Annotated in this window: 10 protein-coding genes; all 10 read right to left on the reverse strand. The window is 60.4% G+C overall.

Annotated elements, in window-relative coordinates:
• Positions 1-2: 2 nt before the first annotated feature.
• The 10 genes from JSY17_RS00120 to JSY17_RS00165 all read right to left on the reverse strand — a co-directional run bounded on the left by JSY17_RS00120 (position 3) and on the right by JSY17_RS00165 (position 18,599).
• Complete coding sequence (locus JSY17_RS00120; RefSeq protein ID WP_206400966.1) at positions 3-2,873, reverse strand: bpX6 domain-containing protein; 2,871 nt, start codon at positions 2,871-2,873, stop codon at positions 3-5.
• The gene (locus tag JSY17_RS00125; protein WP_206400967.1) at positions 2,870-4,666 is read right to left on the reverse strand and encodes a hypothetical protein; all 1,797 of its coding nucleotides are present in this window, start codon (positions 4,664-4,666) and stop codon (positions 2,870-2,872) included. The genes JSY17_RS00120 and JSY17_RS00125 overlap by 4 nt, the downstream gene beginning before the upstream one ends.
• Positions 4,653-5,093 (reverse strand): bpX5 domain-containing protein, encoded by a 441-nt coding sequence (locus JSY17_RS00130; protein WP_200998130.1) that lies wholly within the window; start codon positions 5,091-5,093, stop codon positions 4,653-4,655. Before JSY17_RS00130 ends, JSY17_RS00125 begins: the two co-directional genes overlap by 14 nt.
• A gap of 5 nt (positions 5,094-5,098) precedes the next feature.
• Positions 5,099-6,220: an AAA family ATPase gene (locus JSY17_RS00135; protein WP_200998131.1), complete on the reverse strand. Its 1,122-nt coding sequence runs from the start codon at positions 6,218-6,220 to the stop codon at positions 5,099-5,101.
• A 136-nt stretch (positions 6,221-6,356) separates the two neighbouring features.
• Positions 6,357-6,950, reverse strand: a complete 594-nt coding sequence (locus JSY17_RS00140; RefSeq protein ID WP_206400968.1) for a biliverdin-producing heme oxygenase — start codon at positions 6,948-6,950, stop codon at positions 6,357-6,359.
• Positions 6,951-7,035: 85 nt separating this feature from the next.
• On the reverse strand, positions 7,036-9,162 hold the full coding sequence (locus JSY17_RS25885) for an HlyD family efflux transporter periplasmic adaptor subunit (protein WP_206400970.1): 2,127 nt from the start codon (positions 9,160-9,162) through the stop codon (positions 7,036-7,038).
• Positions 9,163-10,497, reverse strand: coding sequence for an efflux RND transporter periplasmic adaptor subunit (locus JSY17_RS00150; protein ID WP_201012956.1), 1,335 nt, complete (start codon positions 10,495-10,497; stop codon positions 9,163-9,165).
• Complete coding sequence (locus tag JSY17_RS00155) at positions 10,494-11,258, reverse strand: efflux RND transporter periplasmic adaptor subunit (RefSeq protein WP_206400972.1); 765 nt, start codon at positions 11,256-11,258, stop codon at positions 10,494-10,496. Before JSY17_RS00155 ends, JSY17_RS00150 begins: the two co-directional genes overlap by 4 nt.
• Positions 11,248-12,945 carry a TolC family protein gene (locus tag JSY17_RS00160; RefSeq protein WP_205417633.1) on the reverse strand — a complete coding sequence of 566 codons (1,698 nt, stop codon included), beginning with the start codon at positions 12,943-12,945 and terminating at the stop codon, positions 11,248-11,250. The genes JSY17_RS00155 and JSY17_RS00160 overlap by 11 nt, the downstream gene beginning before the upstream one ends.
• Positions 12,946-12,968: 23 nt before the next feature.
• The gene (locus JSY17_RS00165) at positions 12,969-18,599 is read right to left on the reverse strand and encodes a beta-propeller fold lactonase family protein (protein ID WP_206400974.1); all 5,631 of its coding nucleotides are present in this window, start codon (positions 18,597-18,599) and stop codon (positions 12,969-12,971) included.
• Between the last annotated feature and the right edge of the window lie 25 nt (positions 18,600-18,624).

Genomic DNA, 18,624 nt, shown 5'->3' on the forward strand with positions numbered 1-18,624 from the left:
TTTCACACGATACTGAGCCCGCGAGGCCTTGCGTCTTCAACATTCAGACAGAACAACCGGCCCTGGGCATCGAAGGCTGTCCACTGCCCGGCGATGCAATTCACTCTGATATGTTCGCGTCCGGGCCAGTCGATGCACGCGTAGGTGCAGTCGTCGGTGCGTCTGAAAAAACGCAGTTGCTGATTGCCATTGCTGGTCGCGTAAGCCACCACCATCCATTCGCTACCCAGGTAGATACAGGGGCAGTCGATGGCGTTGCGGTCCAGCCCCGGCAAGCTGTATCCCGCGCACCGGCCGCTGTGTTCGATCATGATGACCGGCTCGGGGGCTTCATGACCGTTGAGCCAGTATTCTATAGGTTCGCCAGCCAGCCCGAAGGTAAGTGCCGAATCTTCACGCAGGTTCAGAGGCAATTCGTCACGCGCTTGCAAGCGGCGACCCGGAAGCTGATAGCGCCAGCATTGCAGATTGCCGCCTGGGTCGCTCAGCAATAGATGTTCGCTACTGGCATTGGCATAGACCCCGACCACCGTTCCCGGCAGATTGTCTATGTGCCAGAGGGTGCCAAAGCCAGGAGAGGTATCGACCACGCGCACATGATTGCCTTTGCCGATGGTCCAGCCGATCCCGTCGAACTGCCGGGCAAAGTCATCCATTGCCAGCATTCCCAGGTCTTGTACCGTTCTGTTCACAAGGTCCAGTTTGCTGACGCGCCACAGTTCACCTCGACGAATCACGGCCAAAGCCACTTGTCTGCTCTCGGCCAGGACCAGGCGCTGGGTGGGGACCGCGAAATGGCACAGAGTGCGTCCCTGTGCATCGAGTATCAGGACGCCACTTTCGCCCAATGCAATCAGGCTGCGCAGATCGTCCAGAGGCACAGCATCAACGATGTCTCTGACACCCGGTGCAGGCGCTTGCCAGTGGTAAATGTCCGGCGCTTCCCGCAAAGGCAAGCAAGGCAAGGGTTTAAAGCCCAGTTTGGGCATGTCGGCTTGCAGCAAAGGATCATTGCTCAGTTTTGCCAACTGTTGCAGGCCGGCAGCGTCCAGTTGCTGATCGGCTGCGATTGCACTTGTGAAGATGGCTGCGAGCCAGGCGCAGGTTTTTGTGTGCTTGCGGTTGGCGATGAGGGCCCGGGCGATGGCCAGGCGCTCGGGCTTGCGGACCGGGTCATTGCGTAATTCTGTCAGGTAGGGCTCATAAGCCTGCAGGGTATCGGGCAGAAGCATGGCCCTTTTTACCAGTGCTTCGGCTGCCAGTTTTTCTCCGCCAGCCTCGGCATTCAAAAGCCATTGAGCGGCTCGTGGGCGCTCATGAGTCAGGCTCCAGATCACATCTACCGCTTTTATCCATTCACCCTTGTCTGCCAGCGTATCTGCCCACTCCAGACGCAAGCGTTGTGCATGTTCCGGCCATTTGCTTTCCATGGATGTCACAGCCGCTTCGAATGCATTGTCGCGCCGGGCTACCTGAATTGCCCGTTGCCAGTCATCAGCCAGACAGAGTTGGCGCACTATGGTTGCCGCGGGCATGTCCCATGCCAGTGCCAGCTCGGCGCTTTGTCTGTGGCGCTTGTGACGTTCCAGGTAGTCGAGGGCTTCCTCATATGCCTTGAGCAGTTCGGCCAGGACAAACACCGCTTCGTCGATGCGGCCTTCTCGGTCCAGTTTCTCGAAGCTGGCGCGGTAGGTCTTGCGCAGCAGGTCTTGAAAGTCTGTTGGAGACTCGATGGATACTCCTGTTTCCTGCTGTTGCCCAAGCTTCAGATCGGCACGAGGTTTGGGTGTGGCAAAGGACTGTTTACCCTCGCCTGCATCGCTGTTCAGAGGGATTGCATGGCGCAGTGCTTCATTCAGGTTGCCTTCTTCAAACATGTCGAGCATGCGCTGCAGATAATCGGCCTGGCGTTTGCCAAACAACAGATTGAGACGCGATGCGTTAGTCAGGCGTGTCAGCCATTTATCGACAAAACTGGGCATAAAGCGGCGTTTCTTGCGTCGTGCCGGGATATCCGAAGAAGCATGCCTTGCAACTGTCGAAGGTGTCGCCGATGCCCGGCTGGAGGTCGTCTGGCCAGGACGCTGCAATAAACCGGATTGCATCAGCCAGCGCCCCATGAAGAACCCCGACACCACCAGGGCAATCAGCATCATGTAGTTGCTTGCTGTCGAGTGATCGGTTGAGGCCGCCGGAGCGAGGTCCCGGATCTTTGCAGTGCTGTCTGCGGCATCCGGCAGCAGGTTGAACAAGGCCACAGCCACGGTCAGCCCCAGGACTGTTTTCAATGCGGTGCCGACGATTGGCCCGTAAGTCCTGGCATGGCCGCCGCCGGTTCGCATAGCCTCCATGATTTCGTCTCGCTCACCCGGTGGCGCGCCGACGGTATTGCCCAGAAGCTCCCGAATATCAGGGGACGCATTCAGCGATGGCATTACGGGGGCGGGCAAGACAGCACTGCAATCGTAAGTGTCGAGCAGGGTGTAGGCGTTGATATCCAGCCACTGGCCGGGCTGGATTGCCGTCGCATCTTTAAAGTCCAGGGCTTCGACTTGCGAGTTGCGCACCAGCCAAAGATCGGCCATCGGCAGGTGTGTGTATTCAGGCTTCTGTAAAGGTGCCGAGCACAGGGTCCGGTTTATCAGCACCAGAGGCCAGCCCAGCAACTGTTCGCATTGCAAGCGTTGTGGCTCGCTCCAGCGGAGCAGGTCGCCTTGCTCGAAACGCCAGGCACTGGCCCCTGGCAGCCAATAGGTCAGCAGCAGTTGTCTTCGTTCTGCTTCGTCAAAACGTTCTGCCGGAAACCACAGCCCTGCGACCGCCTGCTGTCCCCGTAATACCGGTTGGTGTATCCCGCTGGCAATGTCGCTCATGAGGCCGTTTCCTGGCTGCTGACACCGTTGCATATGACCTGTAGCCGCATCGCGTTCTCTCGTACGGAAAACACCAGCAGCTCGCGGGTTTCGGTCAGTACCGCAAGCAGGCCGCTGACCGGGCAAAAGGTCTGGCGCACGATTGGGGTCGAGGTCGTGAACAGCGCCTGGATCTGATGTTCCCGGTAAAGGCTGACGGTCGTTTTCCCTGCGCTTATCAAGACCAGGCTCCAGTGATCGTTGGCTGTGTCATGTAGCAGACCGACAGGCTGGTGGCCTGAGTTCAGGCTGACGATTTCCGTATGCAGCGGATCTGCCGCGCAACTGTGAACATGCCAGGCACCGTCGGTGGTGTGATAAACCGCGCAGGGTACAAAAGATCTGCGTCGTTTTGGCGAGCCTGCGAACAGAACCTGAGTCGCATCGGCTGCCGGACCTGGTACCAGTCGACTGTTGTCGATACCCCGACTGTTTCGGGTCTTGAGGAATAACCGTCCGCACTCGTTTTTCAGATAGGCAAGTGCTTCCTGTCCAACACGGGCCAGACCAATGACCTTTTGCTCCACAGGTTTCAGCCTGCTTTCCCCTGTCTGGTCGCGCTCCCAGTAAATCAGTTTGCCCTGCTTGTCGAGGCAATAGAGTTGCCCCGGCGTCCTTTGCAGCCAGACACAGGGCTGCAACGTCGCTGTGCCCGTGGGAATCAGAAAGGTTTCACGCAATGGCTGCTTCATGCTCTGAAAGGACGCCATTTTCCAGAAGTGCAGGTTTGCAGCATTTGAAAGGACCGTCGCAAGCTGGTTGCCGACAAAGCAGGCGGCTACAGGTTTGAGTCCTGCAGGCCATAACTGCCGATGGCCTGACTGCGCTTTCTTCTGATTCATTTGCGGTACGTGAAACACCAGGGAGCCTGGCTCGTCCAGCAACATCAACGCCACATGGCTGCCTGAGGGTGAAATGACGGGAGGGCAGGTCAGTGCCACGCGCGCGCCTTTGTCCGGAGCGCGTGCAGTGGAGGACCGTGTTTCAAACTGCCCTTTGAGTAATTTCTGCCCGGCAGTCTGGTTGGGCATTGGAAGGATTACACGCCGGTGGTTCCGGCTGTAGAGATCGAACTGTATTCCCGTGCCATCCAGTGTTCGCTGCAGGTGTACTCGATGGGTAAATGCGGGAAGTACGGCTTGCCGGTCATGCCATAAGCCAACGGCCCAGCATTCCCCAGGTGTCTGAGGCTGCTCACCCAGCCAGTCTCTCCATTGTTCCCACTGCTGTGCAGTTGCGGGCGAGTTGGTGCGGGCCTGGAGCATGTTCTGCAGTGAACTGGCCGCTGTCAGGCTGGCCAGTTTTCCGGGTTTTTGCACGATTCCCCATTTCAGTTCTCCTCCGGCAGCCTGAGCCCTGCGCGCCAGAAGAATCATCAGGGCCAGGTGTACCAGACGTGGAGCGCCCCATTGCAGCGGGCCTGCATCGAACAGCACCACCACTTGCCGATTGGCTTTGCGGGCTCGTTGCTCCGGTGCCAGAAACAGATGCTCTCCGGTAGAGGCACGGCGCAGAAACTCCTCGGGAAGCTCATCTGCCAATAGCCATTCGCTGGTCAGCAGTCGCTCATAGGGGCCGCGTCGTTGCAGATCAGCCAGACCTTCGAGATCTGGCGTGCCGCCTGCCTGTACCCCACGCAAAGGACCCAGTAGCGGGTTTACGCGCCCCAGAATGTCACTGAAACCGGGCCACAGATCCGGCGAAAACCACTCCAGCCACTCACGCCAGGGTTGTAGTGCGTCAGGTATCTGCATGGTTTCCCCACAGGCTCTGGATTCGCGGCAGATGGTGTTCCAGGTCAAGGGGCAGTTGCCGGTCCAGCGCAATGACCAGCGTCGGCTCATGCCACAGCAGCAAGGGCTGACGGTCATAGCGCGCAGCAAGGGCCTGCAACAGCAATTCGGCGCTGACATCCGGCTGCCAGCGGGTCGGTAGCCACAGACCCGAAGCCTGAGCATCGGGAGCTGCGTACTCGATGCCTTCAACCCAAGGCAGATCGGAGGTTTCTCCGGTCACGATCAGCAAATCATGACTGGCTGTGGCATGCAGCCGATTGCGCTGCCCGGTATGCAATTGTTCAAGGCGCTTGTGTAAACGTCTGGCGACCTCTCCCCATGCAACCGCTGCACGAGGCTCCACAGTCGCAACCCGAGGTTTCCATGCCCATGGTTGCAGAGGCATGTTGCTCACGGTGCGAAAGACGTATGGCCAGCCAGACGGCTGCGCAAGGTCTGAAGTTCTTCGGGCAAGTTGTCGCCAGTAAAGTTGGCATCGATTTCACGCAGCAGGCTTTCACGCTCGGCGGCTACTGCAGAGGCTTCTTTGCTCAGGCAGTCGGTCGCGGCTTCGATGAGACGGCTCAAGCGTGACAGTGGCTGCAAGGTTGCTTCTTCCACGGCGCTGAACAAGTGACTGCTGGCCGATATCGCAAACAGTGCACGCAGAACCTCACGGCCATGTTGCTGCGCCTCCCGGGTAGGCAGCACATACAGCAAGGGCCACAGATCGGCTTCACTGGCCTGGCTTCTGCCGTTCAATGCCGCGGCGGCCGCGATCAGTCGCTGCGATTTGACGATTCGGCGGTCCGATAGCTGCAGACCCGCTTCGCGCAGGCTGCGAATGGCGCTGGCGAGGGCAGGGCGTACCTCGTTCAAATCAACGTCACAAGCCGCCTGCGCGAGTACATCGAGCTGGCTCAGATTCAGAAGTTGTTCGATCGGCCGTCGCTCGGATTGCCAGCCACCGGCAAGCATTGCTTCAAGCTGATGATCCGGGACCGAATCGACAAACAGATGCAGCAGGAATCGATCCCCGAATGCGGCAAGACCTTCATCGTCCGGCAGCCCGTTGGCAGCCCCGACGCATACCCGCAAGGGGCAATCGATGCGGGTATGGCCCCGTCGAAAGCGTCGTTCGTTGAGGACGCCCAGCAAGGTGTTGAGAATGGCGGTGGAGCCGAGGAAAACTTCATCGAGAAAGACGATATCGGCCTCGGGCAACATCCCGGTGGTATCGGTTTCGACACGACCTTCGCGCAGCTTCTGCAAATCTACCGAGCCGAACAGTTCGGAAGGCTCCGTGAAGCGCCCCAGCAGGTATTCGAAATAGCGACCGCCCATGGCTTGTGCGACTCGACGCACCACCGCGCTTTTGGCTGTACCCGGTGGCCCGACAATCAGGATGTGCTCCTGAGCGACCGCTGCCAGTACGATCAGCTCTGCCAACTGCTCACGACCGACCAGCCCCTCAGTAGCCACTTTCACTGCCGCACGCACCTGAAGGATCGCTTCCTGCAACAAGACGCTCATGGAAAAATGTTTCCTGATTATTCAAGCGGGCAAGCCTGCCCGAAAAGAAAGCCATGGGCAAATATCTGTTCAGGGCTTTTTCGCGGATAAGTCCGCTCCTTGGCCTCAGGAGCGGATTTATCCGCGAGGGCGTTTTTCAAACTGCCGAGCCATACACTCGATGCAGTTGAGCACGATAGAAATCGAACGCCGCCCGTGCTCCGGCAATCACTTCCTTGTCCTGTTCTTCGCTCAGCTCCAGTGCATCGAGTTGCTGGACGAAGGCGCGCCAGTGCAGGGCGCGACCGTCTTCGTGGGCGGCCAGGTGGCGGGCGCCGTGGGTTTCGTTGAGGTCGAGCTGGCGGGTGTGTTTGAACAGGATCGCTGCGCCCAGGTTGGAGCCTTCGCTGCAATACAGCCAGCCCAGCGCCTGGTAGGCCGAGCCGATGGAGGCGGGTGTCGGGGTTTGTGGCGCAGGGATTTTCAGGTCGTTCAGATCGGCTTCGACGGCGGGAAAGCGGTCGAGCTGGCTCAGGCCCGGGAGCAGTTCGTTCAGGCTTTCATTGAGATAGACCGGTTGCAGCGCACCATGAAAGCCATGTTGCAGACGCAGAAAGTTGCCGTAGCTTTCAATGCTCTGGAACGGCTCGTTGCGCATCACCAGATCGTTGATGTTGTCGTGTTCGGTGTGAGTACCGGCTTTCAATCGTTTGGCGCGTGATAGCGGTTCTGCAAGGGGGGCGGTGGACATGGCGGACTCCAGCGGGAAAGTAGAGCAGCACGATAAAGTCCGCTTCAGGTGCCAACAATCGCGGGTCCATTAAGAGTTGTTAAGGTCAGAATGCCGCTTCGCGAATCAGCACGGCGACCACCTTCTGCCACGCGTAAAGCAGCAGACTGCGTGTCTCTGCATCAATGCTGACACTGCCTCTGAGGGCCTGTTCGATGTTCTGCGACGCTCCGCCCGGCTGCAGCAGAACCCGGTACACCGCCTGTTCGGGGACGGGCTCATGTTCCTTGTTCAGCCGGGTTGCGATGCCGCCCTGATAGTCCGATGCCAGTTCGGGGGCCGAGGCCAGTTTGCGGACGGCGGTCTGCTCGACGCGGGTCACGTGCAGTTCCAGGCGAGGTCGTGACAGGTCCTCAGGGTAGAACCAGGCGCGATTGTCGGCCGCGATGCGATGCATGTCCTGTTCACTGACAAAGGCTTCGATCTGCGCGTTGCCCGGCGCGACGAGGGTTGCCAGCCATTCGCCGGAGGGCAGCCATTGACCGGTGGCCAGAGGCTCGGCGATATCGACGAGTTTTCCGTCGAAGGGTGCCCGAATCTGCAATTGGTCGATCTGGCTGCGCAAGGCGGTGTAGCGTTCCCGGGCCGTGTCGAGTTCGCGTTGCACCACCGGCAGGCGGGCAGCGGTGTCCTTGTCCATGCGCTGGAAGCTCAGTTGCCAGCTCAGGGTCTTGATCTGCAGTTCAAGATTGTTCAGCTCATGGGTCAGGGCAGGTGCTTCAAGGCGAAACATCGGTTGATCACGCTCCACGAACTGGCCGGGTTGCACATCGATGCTTTGCAACCGTGCCCCATTGGGCACCAGCAAGGTTGCCTGCTGGCTGGCGCGCAATAACGCCGGAGCCTGGACACTGCTGCGCCATGGCAGGCAGAGGCCAATCAGCAGAGCGGCGAGTAGAGCGGTGGTGATCAGGGTATTGCGGTTCATGCGGTAGTCCTTGCGGCGTCCGGCCCAGTGTTGCAACTCGCGAAAAATCGGCATCAGGATGAAAACGCCGATCTCGACGGCGAACAGCAGCAGCCCCAGCAATTTGAACGCGAAGTGATAGACCAGCAGGGCAATGCCCAGAAACAGGAAAAAGCGGTAAATCCAGGTGCCAAAGGCGTAAACCAGCAGGCTGCGCTCCAGCCAGGGCTCGAACACTTCCGGGCGCGGGTCGCCCAGACCGAACAGCCATTCGCGCAGACGCCAGCGGGCCAGGGCAAACCCCCGGGCTTGCAGGTTGGGCACGTCCAGCGCGTCGGACAGCAGAAAGTAGCCATCGAAGCGCATCAAGGGACTGAGGTTGATCGCCAGGGTCAGAATCCAGGTGGTGGTCGCAAGCATGAAGGCTGCGCTGCGCAGTGGACCATCGGGCAGGAAGCTCCAGAGCAGGGTCGCCCATGCCGCCAGTGACAGCTCCACCAGCATGCCCGCCGCGCCAATCGCCAGGCGTTGTCGTCGAGCGGTCAGGCGCCAGGCTCCGGTCGTGTCGGTGTACAGCACCGGCCACATCACCAGCAAGGCCACGCCCATACTGGCCACCCGGCAACCGAAACGCTTGCAGGTATAGGCGTGGCCCAGTTCGTGAAGCACCTTGGTGCAGCCCAGTGTCATGGCCGCCAGCAATGCGCCTTCAAGGCTGAAGAAGTGCAGGAAGGTATGCACGAAAACGTCCCACTGACGGGCCGCCAGTATCAGTCCGGTCAAGGCCGCGATCAGGGTCAGCAGGGCAAAGCCTCGGTTCATCAGCGGCCGCACCCAAGGCAATGTGCGCTCCAGAAAGGCATCGGGATTGACCAGCGGGATACGCACGAACAGGTAGTTGTGCATCAGCCAGCCGGCCCAGCCATGGCGGTTCTGCTGGCTGATCCCGAGCAGCCTGTCGTTGTCCTCCGGCCCTTGGGTCTGGACCAGTTGCAGGTTGCCGAGAAACGCCGCGAAACCTTTGACGTCCTGGATATCCAGCGTCAGGGCGGTCTGGGTGTTGACGGCTTCGAGCACCTTTTGCGTGTTGCCGCTTTCCCAGCGGGCCAGCATTTCCATTTCGGCCCAGCCAAGGCGGAAGAACTGCCCGCGAGCCGGATCTTCAAGGGTCCAGCTGGGCGAGCCGTCGCGCAACCTGGGGCCGCGATGCAGTTTCAGCTCCTGACGCAGGCGTGGCAGGTCCGGGCTTGCAAGATCGGGTATCACTTACAGCCCCACATGAATACGCAGTGCCGCCAGAGGTCGACGCAGCAGGTAATAGAACAGCACCGTGGGTTCGGCATACAGCTTGGCACTGCCCTTGAGGCCGATGCGGATGCGTGGGTCCTGGTTGTCGAAGGTGCTTTTCAGCCGATAGGCCATGACGCCATCGGGATTGACGCTGGCGCGATAGCCGATGCGTTGCAGGGTGGCCTGCAGCGGGGACGTGGGGTCGGTATTGAGGAACAGCTTCACGGGCGTGTCGGGTTGCAGGGCGATGGCGTCAGCGACGGGTAACTGGATTTCCAGATCGGCATCCTGGGGTTCGGCGATCAGCATGATGCGCTCGCCCAGTGTCACGGGCCGGCCTATCCAGTCGCTGGGGTCATCGAAAATCGCGATGCCGTCACGGGGGGCTTCAATACTCAGGCGCTTGAGGTTGGCGGTATAGAACTCCACATCGTTTCTGGCCTGTTCGCGCCGTCCTTGCAAAGTGGCCAGCGTGGTCTTGCTGCGTTCGTCGAACAGCGCCTGTTGCTGGGCCTGGCGCAATTCGGCATCGGCCACGGCGTAAGCCTGACGAGCCGTTTCCAGATGGTTGGTCTGCTCGCGGGTATCGAGTTGCACCAGCGGCTGGCCAGCAGTGACTCGCTGGTTGGGCTGGACCAGAATGCGATCCACCACGGCAGCCAGTGGCGCACGCAGCACGGCCGGGTCCCGTGCGACGATTTCCGCAGGTGCCAGGACCGACTGGCGCACCGGCAGCATCAGCAATGCCATGGCAGCCAGCCCGGCCATCCACCACAGGCGCTTGCGTCGGCGCAATGGCTGGCGTTGCGGGCGATGCCCCAACAGGCTGCTCCAGGCATGGCCGTAGCAATCCAGCAGCAAGGGTGCCAATAGTCGCTCGGTATCGCGCAGCGGGGTATCGCGACTCAAGAGCAGCGCCCCAAGCAGTGGGCCACCCGCTTTTTGCAACGGCAGCCAGATCAGACGCTGTTCGCAATACTCGCGCCATTGCGGCTGATCTTCGGTTGGCACGGACGAAACGGTCAGCTCATGGATATGCCGGGCATTGTCGGTCTGCTGCCAGCGACGGCACTGGCGGTTCAGCCAGGTGACCATGGGTGCCTGCTGTTCCACTACGGCCAGTCCCGAAAAGCCATGCAGGCTTTGAGTGTCGCAGCGCCAGAGGATCGCTTGCCGGTATTCCAGCAGCGAACGGCTGTCGTTGAGCAGGATAAAACCCAGTGCTTGCAGACTGTCGGCGGCGCGCACTTGCTGCTCCAGCTGGACCAGCAAGGTCAGGTGTTCCATGGAGCGGCTCTGCGCCTGACTCATGACTCACCCGGTGCGCTGAGTTTCGCCACGCCGCTCATGCCGGGCAGCAGACTTTCATCGCTCTGGGTGATGCGCCCGAATACCTTCACCGACTGGCTGACCGGATCGATGATCGCGCCGATCCGGCTGATCTGCGCCGGGTAGTCCTTGCCGCTTTCGTCCAGATGCACGCTGAAGTCCTGGCCCGGTTTGAGCCAGCGCAACCAGTTGGACGGTACGATCAGCTCCAGCTCGTAGGCGCTGTCATCGTAGATGCTCAGCAGCTCCTTGCCTTCGGCCACGTATTCCCAGCGTTGCGCCTTGCGGGTTGCCACACGCCCGGAGAATGGCGCAGTGATGGCGCAGCGGCTGAGAATTGCCTGATTGATCCCGCTTTCGGCCCTGGCCACCGCCATGGCAGATTGCGCCTGGGTGACGTCGGCGACACTGATGGAGTTGAGCTTGTCGAGGCGGTTGGCGACTTCAAGCTTCTTGCGCGCACCTTCCTGCACAGCGGCGGTACGGTTCAACTGCGCCTGATAGACGCTGCAATCGAAGGCCACCAGCCGGTCGCCCTTCTTGAAGCGTTCACCTTCCTTGATGGACAGCTCGGTGATCTTCCCGGCCACCTCGCTGGACAGGGTGGTCTGGGCAATGGCGCTCAGTTGCACGCGCAATACCGGCTGGGTATCGGCAGCATGGGCCATATTGGCGGCAACGCTGATCAGAATCGCCAACCAGACGCGCGAATGCTGTCGGATAGAGGAAGGTTCAGCGTGCATTTGCCGTGCTTCCTTGCTCTTTGAGCTCAACGCCTTGCAGCGAGCCCAGGCTGTCGAACATATCGACCCTGGCAATTGGAGCGATGGCGACGGGACTGGCAGGTGCCGGACGGTTTTGAGCAACGCTATTCAGAGGTGTCTCAAAGCGTGGAATCTGCACCTGACCTCGGGCCAGGTCCACGGCATTGCGGGCGATGGCCTGCGTCAGTTCGGCAATGCTTTCACCTGCCAGACGCTGGGGCAGGGGATCGAGCCCGGCGGCCTGCTGGATGGCACCGTAAGTGGCCTGCAACTCTGCGAAGCTGCGATCGCGGGTGCGTTTGGCCAGTACGGTTTCGGTTTCGATCCGCACCTTTTCCAGCAGGCTCTGGGCCTGACTGCTATAGGCGCTTTCACTTTGCGCAAGAATGCCATCCTGCAAGCGTTGCAGCTCATTGGAGCGCTCGAACAAGCGGTTGGCGCGCTGGTATTGCTGCCAGGCCACGTTGACCTGAGTCAGCACTGCCATGCGCACCGCCTGACGACGCAGCTCAGCCACGGCTTCGCGGGTTTCTCCGGTCTTCTTGATGGAGGAATAGGACAGCACGCTCATCAGGTTCCAGCTGATCTGCATGCCGGCGTCGGCCCACTGCTCATTGACCAGATAGCTGTTGCTGTCACGGTTCAGGCCTGCGAACAGATTGACGCCGGGCAACAGTTTGAGCATCGCCATGCGGGTTTCCAGTACCGCATTGCGGGCCTGATAGGTTTCCTCGCGGATTTCCGGGCGCTGGGTCATGGCCAGGGTTTCCAGGTCATCCAGGCTATAGGCCACGCTGGGTGGCGTCATGCTGGCATCATCCGGCACCGCCAGGCTGTACTGGCTGGCGGGCGGAATGTTCATCAGGCCGGCAAGCCGCGCCTTGGACAATGCCAGCTCACCGTCCAGTACTTCCAGTTGGCGAATCATTTCCACCAGACTCTTCTGATAGCGCAATGAATCGATGGGCGTCAGCAAGCGCTCGCGCTCGGTAACACGGGCCTGATCCAGAGCGGCGCGGGCCTGCACCAGTGTCGATTGAACCTGCGGCTTGAGGCGCTGCGCCGTGGCGGCATCCCAATAAGCGGTGCGTACTTGCTGGATGATGTCGGCAATCACCCGGCGACGACGTTCTTCGGCCGCCAGACTCTTGTTGGCCTGGACCTTGGCCCCGAAGTAGCTGATACCGAAGTCCAGGACGTTCCAGGACAACTGCAGATCTGCCGTATGGCCGGAACGGTCGGAGCTGGTGGACGGCTCCAGGGACTGGGTGCGGGTGCGTACCGATTCGCTGGATGAGCCCGCGACATTATCCCGGCCACGCCAGCCTGCACGGGCAGCCAGTTGCGGTAGCATCGACAGGTTCTGGGTTTCGAGCAAGCCTTCCTCCATGGCCTGCTCCATCAGCCCGACGCGTTGCTGCAGGTTGTATTTCACCGCGCGTGCCATGGCTTCGTTGAGGCTGACGGGACGGTTCAGGGGCTCCTGCTGATCGAACATCTTGCTGCGGTCGGCACTGGCCTGGGCCAGTTGCTGATCGAGGCTGACCGGCTCGGGCTTGACCGCACAGGCGCTCAGGCCGGCCACGATGAAACCGATGGTCAGGCACAGCGAGGTCTTGCGCAGCGCAAAACCGGACAGGCGCTGTTCTTGGGTGATTCTGGACATTGTTGCGTTTCCCCTGAAAAAGATCATGCGACGCGCTGGTCGTCTTTGGTCGCTGCGTTGGCGACTGTTTCTGTATCGCGTGTTGGAGCCGAGTCGTTGCCCATCAAAGAGAGCAGGCTTTCAAGCAGGCTCTGGGCCTGACGTGTCAGGTTCAGGCTCGGTGCGCTGTCTTGCAGTTGGGCGCGCAAGGCCTGTTCCGGTACGGAGGTGTTGGCAGGTGTCGGTCGGGCGGCGGCGTCCTGTGTTCGTTCCGCGCTCTCGATCTGCACCGGTGTGCGCTGTTCCTGGCCGGAGCGATCGCGGGTGATCAGCACCAGATTCAGGCGTTGAGCAGCAGCCAGTTGGCGGTTATCGACAACCAGCTTGCCGCTGCGGGGATCGAAGCGGACCCAGACTGGCAACGGCAGGCCATTGTCCATGCGCAGTTGCGGGCTGATCCGGGTGCTGGCGAGCAGCGAGGCTGGCAATTGCACTTCGCTGTTCGGGCTACCGTTGGCGACGACCTGCATCTGCCAGGTTTCGCCCGGACGAGCCGACTCGCTGGCGGCCAGGGTGTCGCTGAGGATGCTGCTACTGCCGAGCAGTTGCTCGCTGACGCTGCGCTGACTCGATTCCAGGCCTGTGGCGTCGGGCAGGATGTCGTTCAGCGCACTGTTCATTGCTGTCGGCATGCCGATCTGGCGGGTATCCACCGGCAATGAGGTATTGCTCTGGCGCACGTCATTGAAGCCGTTCGGACGCAGGCCCATCAGCGGTGCGGATTGCGCTACAGTGATAACCGGCTCGGTCACATTGGTTGCCGGTACGCTGTTGCCGGTATCGATGTCTGTTGACGGTGGTGTAATCACGACTCCGCCACTGCCGGTATCCGGGGGGATAATCACCGGAGGCGTCACCACCGGAGGTGTCACGACCGTTCCGTCACCACCCGTTACTGGCGGGATAACGGGAAGGCTGGTCGCCGTGATCGACACACTGAAATTCGTGCTGCCCGACTCCAGCAATCCGTCACTGATACGGGCTGCCAGTTGCACCTGTGCAGGCGGTGTAGCAGCGTTGTTGAGGTAGGTCAGGTGTTGCAGCACCGATTGAGCCTGTGCCTGGCTGATATCACCGGTAAAGGTGATGGTCAGGCGACCACCGCTCTGGCTGAACGTGGCAACGGCGGTATCGTTGAGCAGAATCTGGCTGCCATCGCTGGACAGTGTGAGAGTGGCGGACGGTTGCAGGCCGAAGCGGTCGTCAGTGCTGGCACCTGACGCACGCTCCAGTGTCAGGGTGGCACCTTTGTAATTGCCTGCGCCGTCGTTCAGTACATCCAGTTCGGCGTCGCTGAGAAGACCGTGAGGCGCAAGCAGCACCGCATCGCTGCCCTGGGTGAAATGCGGAGTGCCGGTCGGGCTGCTCAGTATCACCACATCCTCAGCGGCCCAGGTACTGCTCAGGGCGTACAGGCTGCCGTCCGTGGCGCTGACAAGGCGTTCGAAACCTGTCGAAGACGAATAGGCACGGACAAAGGTCAGGGCACCGCTCGTGGCATTTCTGCTGTACACCAGCAGGCTCGGATCGCTGCCGTTGTGAGCCAGGTAAAGAGCACTGCCATCGGCGCTGAGGGTGATGTCGGCCAGCGAGTAGACGTTTCTCAGCCCATCCCGGAGGGTGTCGGTCAGCGTCAGGCTGCCATCGGCGGCGCGGCTCAGAATCCTGATCGAGTTGTTGCTTCTGTCCGATACGTAAAGGAAGTTGCCATCGTCGGACAGGCCAAGTCCTCCGGTTGACGTGAGTCTCTGGCCATTGCCCAGCGCTATGAAAGAGCTTGCATAGGTCAGCGCACCGGTCGTTGTGTCGCGGTTGAAGATCGCGATGCCATTGTCCCAGCTGGCACTGACATAGACCGAGCGGCCATCGCCGGAAATCACTACGTCCGTCCCCCGACCGATACCTTGCGCCGAGTGTCCCAGCAGGGTCAGGTTACCCTGGTCATCGATCGTGAAGGTGGTGATGCCCGGCGTTGAAGTATTGGCGCTGACGGTATAAAGGGACTTTCCATCTGCGGACATCACCATTTGCCCGAAGTAGGTCGTGTTCCTGTCGTTGCTGGCGACAACCCCGACGTAATCGAGCGCTCCGGTGGTTATGTCGCGTCGGTACAGAGTAATGGTCGAGATGGCACCGGAAGCGTTCTCGGGAGTGGCTTCGGAGCCGGCCACGTAAAGAAACCTGCCATCCGCCGACAGTGTGATCGAGGACACCTGGTCCATGCCTTCCAGAAAGGCGTCCCGTTCACTGAAATACTGGCCGTCGCTGAAGCTGCCTTGTGCGACCAGCCCGTCTGCCGTGCGGGTATGGATCGTCAAGGTATTGCCAGCCACGATATAGACGAATCTGCCATCGCTGGAGGTGGCCATGGCCGAGGGGGCAGAGTCCACGCTGTTCGGCGTCAGTTGTGTAGGTTGAGTCGGATCGGTGATGGCGGGAGAGGTCAGGACCGTGCCCAGGTTCGGATTGTTGATGCCGGGTGCGGTATTGGCGGTGACTTCCACTGCGGACGAAATGTTCAGGTTGCTGACGTCGGTTCCGCCATCCAGTGTGCCACCACTGTCCTGAATACGGGTCAGGGTCACGGTGCGACTGCCCAGCGTGGGTGCCGTGCTGGCATTGCTGTAGCGAATCCCGTCAATCAGGGTCTGTGCCGCTTCGGTACTGATGCCGTTGAATGGCGTGATAATCAGCGTGGCAGTGCCTGCCGACAGGCTGACGGTGTAGCTGTAGTCGCCGACAGTCCGGGTGCCGTCCACCAGCTCGACGAATGTGCCGTTGATGTTCAGGCGTTCCTGACTGCCATCGCTCAGGCCGCTGATTTCCAGACGCAACTCGATGATCGACTGTCCCTGTTCCACCGTCGAAATCTGCGTGTCGCTGAACAGTGTGGTGCTGTTGCCAAAGCTCAGAACCGGATCCAGCGGGTTGGCTGACAGCTCTGGTGCATCATTGATTTCGGTCACGGCGATGGAGATGTCATGCACCGTCGAAGTCAGGCCGTCGCCGTCGTTGATCGACAGGCTCAGGTTGATCTGGCTGCCCGGATCGCTGTTTTCGTTGGCGTAGGTAATCTGCTTGAGCACCTGATTCGCATCGGTTGCGCTGACGGGCTGGGTGGACGTGAAGGTCAAGACCAGTGCGCCGTCCACCAGATCGAAGCTGGCAATGACGTCGCCATCCTTGAGCACCTGTTTGCCATCGGCGGAAAGCGTGAAGCCGTTGCCTTCCAGCAGGCCGAAGATATCGGCCGGGTTGGCGCCTTCGCTGCGTGCGATGCGAATACTGGCGTCGCGATAGTCGCCATCGCTGTCCAGCTGGATGTCGCTGAAACCGGTGCCTGTGAGCAATGCCAGCGCAGCGGCTTTCTCGGTATAGGCCAGGTTGGTCGGCACATCCGTGAGTAGCGGCGCATTGTTGTCGCGGAAGGTTACTGTCGAGGCCAGGTTCAGCACTGTGCTGTCGACACCGCCATTTGCTATCGTGCCGTTGTCGCGAATCAGCGTCAGGCTGACAACGCGGTCAGTACCGCTGAGGGTGCTGCTGCCGTTGTAATACCCGATGCCGTCTACCAGCCTCTGGGCGTTGGGCACGCTGAGGTTGCCGCCGCTCAGACTGACACTGGCGGTGGTGCCGCTGATGCTGACCACATAATTCAGGCCGTTGCCGGTCGTGCCGTTATTGCCCTGGGTCAGCACAATGCGTGTGCCACTGACGACCAGCGCTTCGCTTGCACCATCCTGGATGCCGGCAATAGTGAGTTCGAGTCCGCTCACCGACTGGGCTCTTTCGCCGGTGTCGATCACGGTGTCCCGGAATACGCTGACCGGATTGCCCTGGGCCGAGTATCTGGGGTCGCTGGCGGTGGTGGTGAGTGTCGGGGCGTTGTTGATGTCCAGCAGGCGCACTTCCACATTCAGCGAGGTGCTTGCACCCTGGCCGTTGTCGAAGGTCAGTACCATGACCGCCAGGCTTCCGGCGTCCGAACTGGTATTGCTGTAGCCGATCTGCTGCAGAACCTGATTGGCCAGCGCGGTGCTGACCTGACCGGTAAAGGTGATGTTCAGGCTGGAGCCATTGACGGTCAGGTTGGCGATGGCCGTGCCGCCGTTCAGGATTTGCGAACCATCGCTGCTCAGGGTAAGGCTGCCGGCAGGCATGAAGCTCAAGGTGTCTTCGGTGTTGTCACCGCGCTGCGGCGTGACGCTGAAGCTGGCGCCGTTGTAGTCGCCATTGCCATTGTCGAGTGCGTCCAGGGTCGAGTCGCTGACCACTGCATCGCTCAGCCTTTGCGCTGTACTGCCTTCCAGATAGCGGGTGCTGGCTTCCTGCAGAACTCCAATGCCGGCGCCGGTGACAATGACGCCGCCATCGGCGCTGACCTGGATCTCGCTGGCGTTGCTCTGGCTGCCTGCGGTGCTACTGAGCAGTACCAGACCTGAGTTGGTGACGCTGTAGCGATTGATGGTGCCGTCGCTGAGGGTGGTATAGAGCGTACTGCCGTTGCTGCTCAATACGGTCGAGGTGATATTGACCTGGCTTGTTGTGCTCTGCACGACAAAGGAGCGGTCTTCGACCCTGAACGTCACGATGCCTTCGGAAGTGGTGACATAAAGCGTCAGGCCATCGGGCGAGGCATTGATCCGGCTGGGAGACTTGAGCGAAACCGTATTGCCAGCGCTATCCTGCTGGCCATCGCGAATATAGAACGGCGAACCCAGATTGCCATCGGCATCGCGTTGATAGGCGATCAGAGTATGGGGAGAGGAGAAGGTCTGGGTTGTGACGAATACGTATTCTCCCCGGTTATCCATGGCCGATATGTTGAACATGTAAGGTTCGACCCAGGACGTGGTCTCAACCAGGTTCAAGGACGTCAGCCTGCCGCTGGCGCTATCTCGACTGAAGACATAGATTCCCTGATTACCGCTGTCGACGGCATATACCGACTTGCCGTCGTCCGATATTTCCAGTGTTTCTACCGTGAGGATGTAATGGCTTTCAAGGTAGACAATGCTGCCTGTGGCCGGATCTCGGTTGAACACGGCAAGCGTGTCCGAGTAGGTCTTGCCGTTTGCGCCACTCATGATGAGCGTCTGGCCATCCTGACTGACCTTCATATCAATGACTAAAGTCAGTTGAGTGTCGCTGGCCGTCATGGTGCTGCCTAACGTCAGCGCGCCAGTTTCGGTGTCACGTGTGAAGATGGCCAGCTCACCTGTGCTGCTGGCTGCATAGAGGGTTTTGCCATCACTGGACAGTTCGGTCCGGGTAATGTTGCTCAGGCCACTGATGGTGGTCATGGTTTCGAGACTTGTCAGAGCATCCAGGCTCAGATGGCTGCCGTTTTCCGCTGTCAGCGCAGCGGTACGCAGGCTTGTGGCGGCGCTTGCCTGATCGTTGCCCGAACGGGTGCTGTCCTCATGGGAAACAGCGGTGGTCTGGTCCACAGCCGCTGTCGGGCCAGTGTCCTTTGCCTGACTGGCGCTCTGCGCTTCGCTGGCGGTGGCGACATCCGCCGCAGTGGCAACCGCCGCTGCATCGAACATCATCCGTGGCTCAAGCGCCAGATACAGTCGTTGAAGACGGGGACGGGCAGGGGAGCGCTCAGTCATGGGGGCAGTCCTTGGAGGCATAAGC

It is taken from the genome of Pseudomonas capsici (assembly GCF_017165765.1).
Taxonomy (GTDB): domain Bacteria; phylum Pseudomonadota; class Gammaproteobacteria; order Pseudomonadales; family Pseudomonadaceae; genus Aquipseudomonas; species Aquipseudomonas capsici.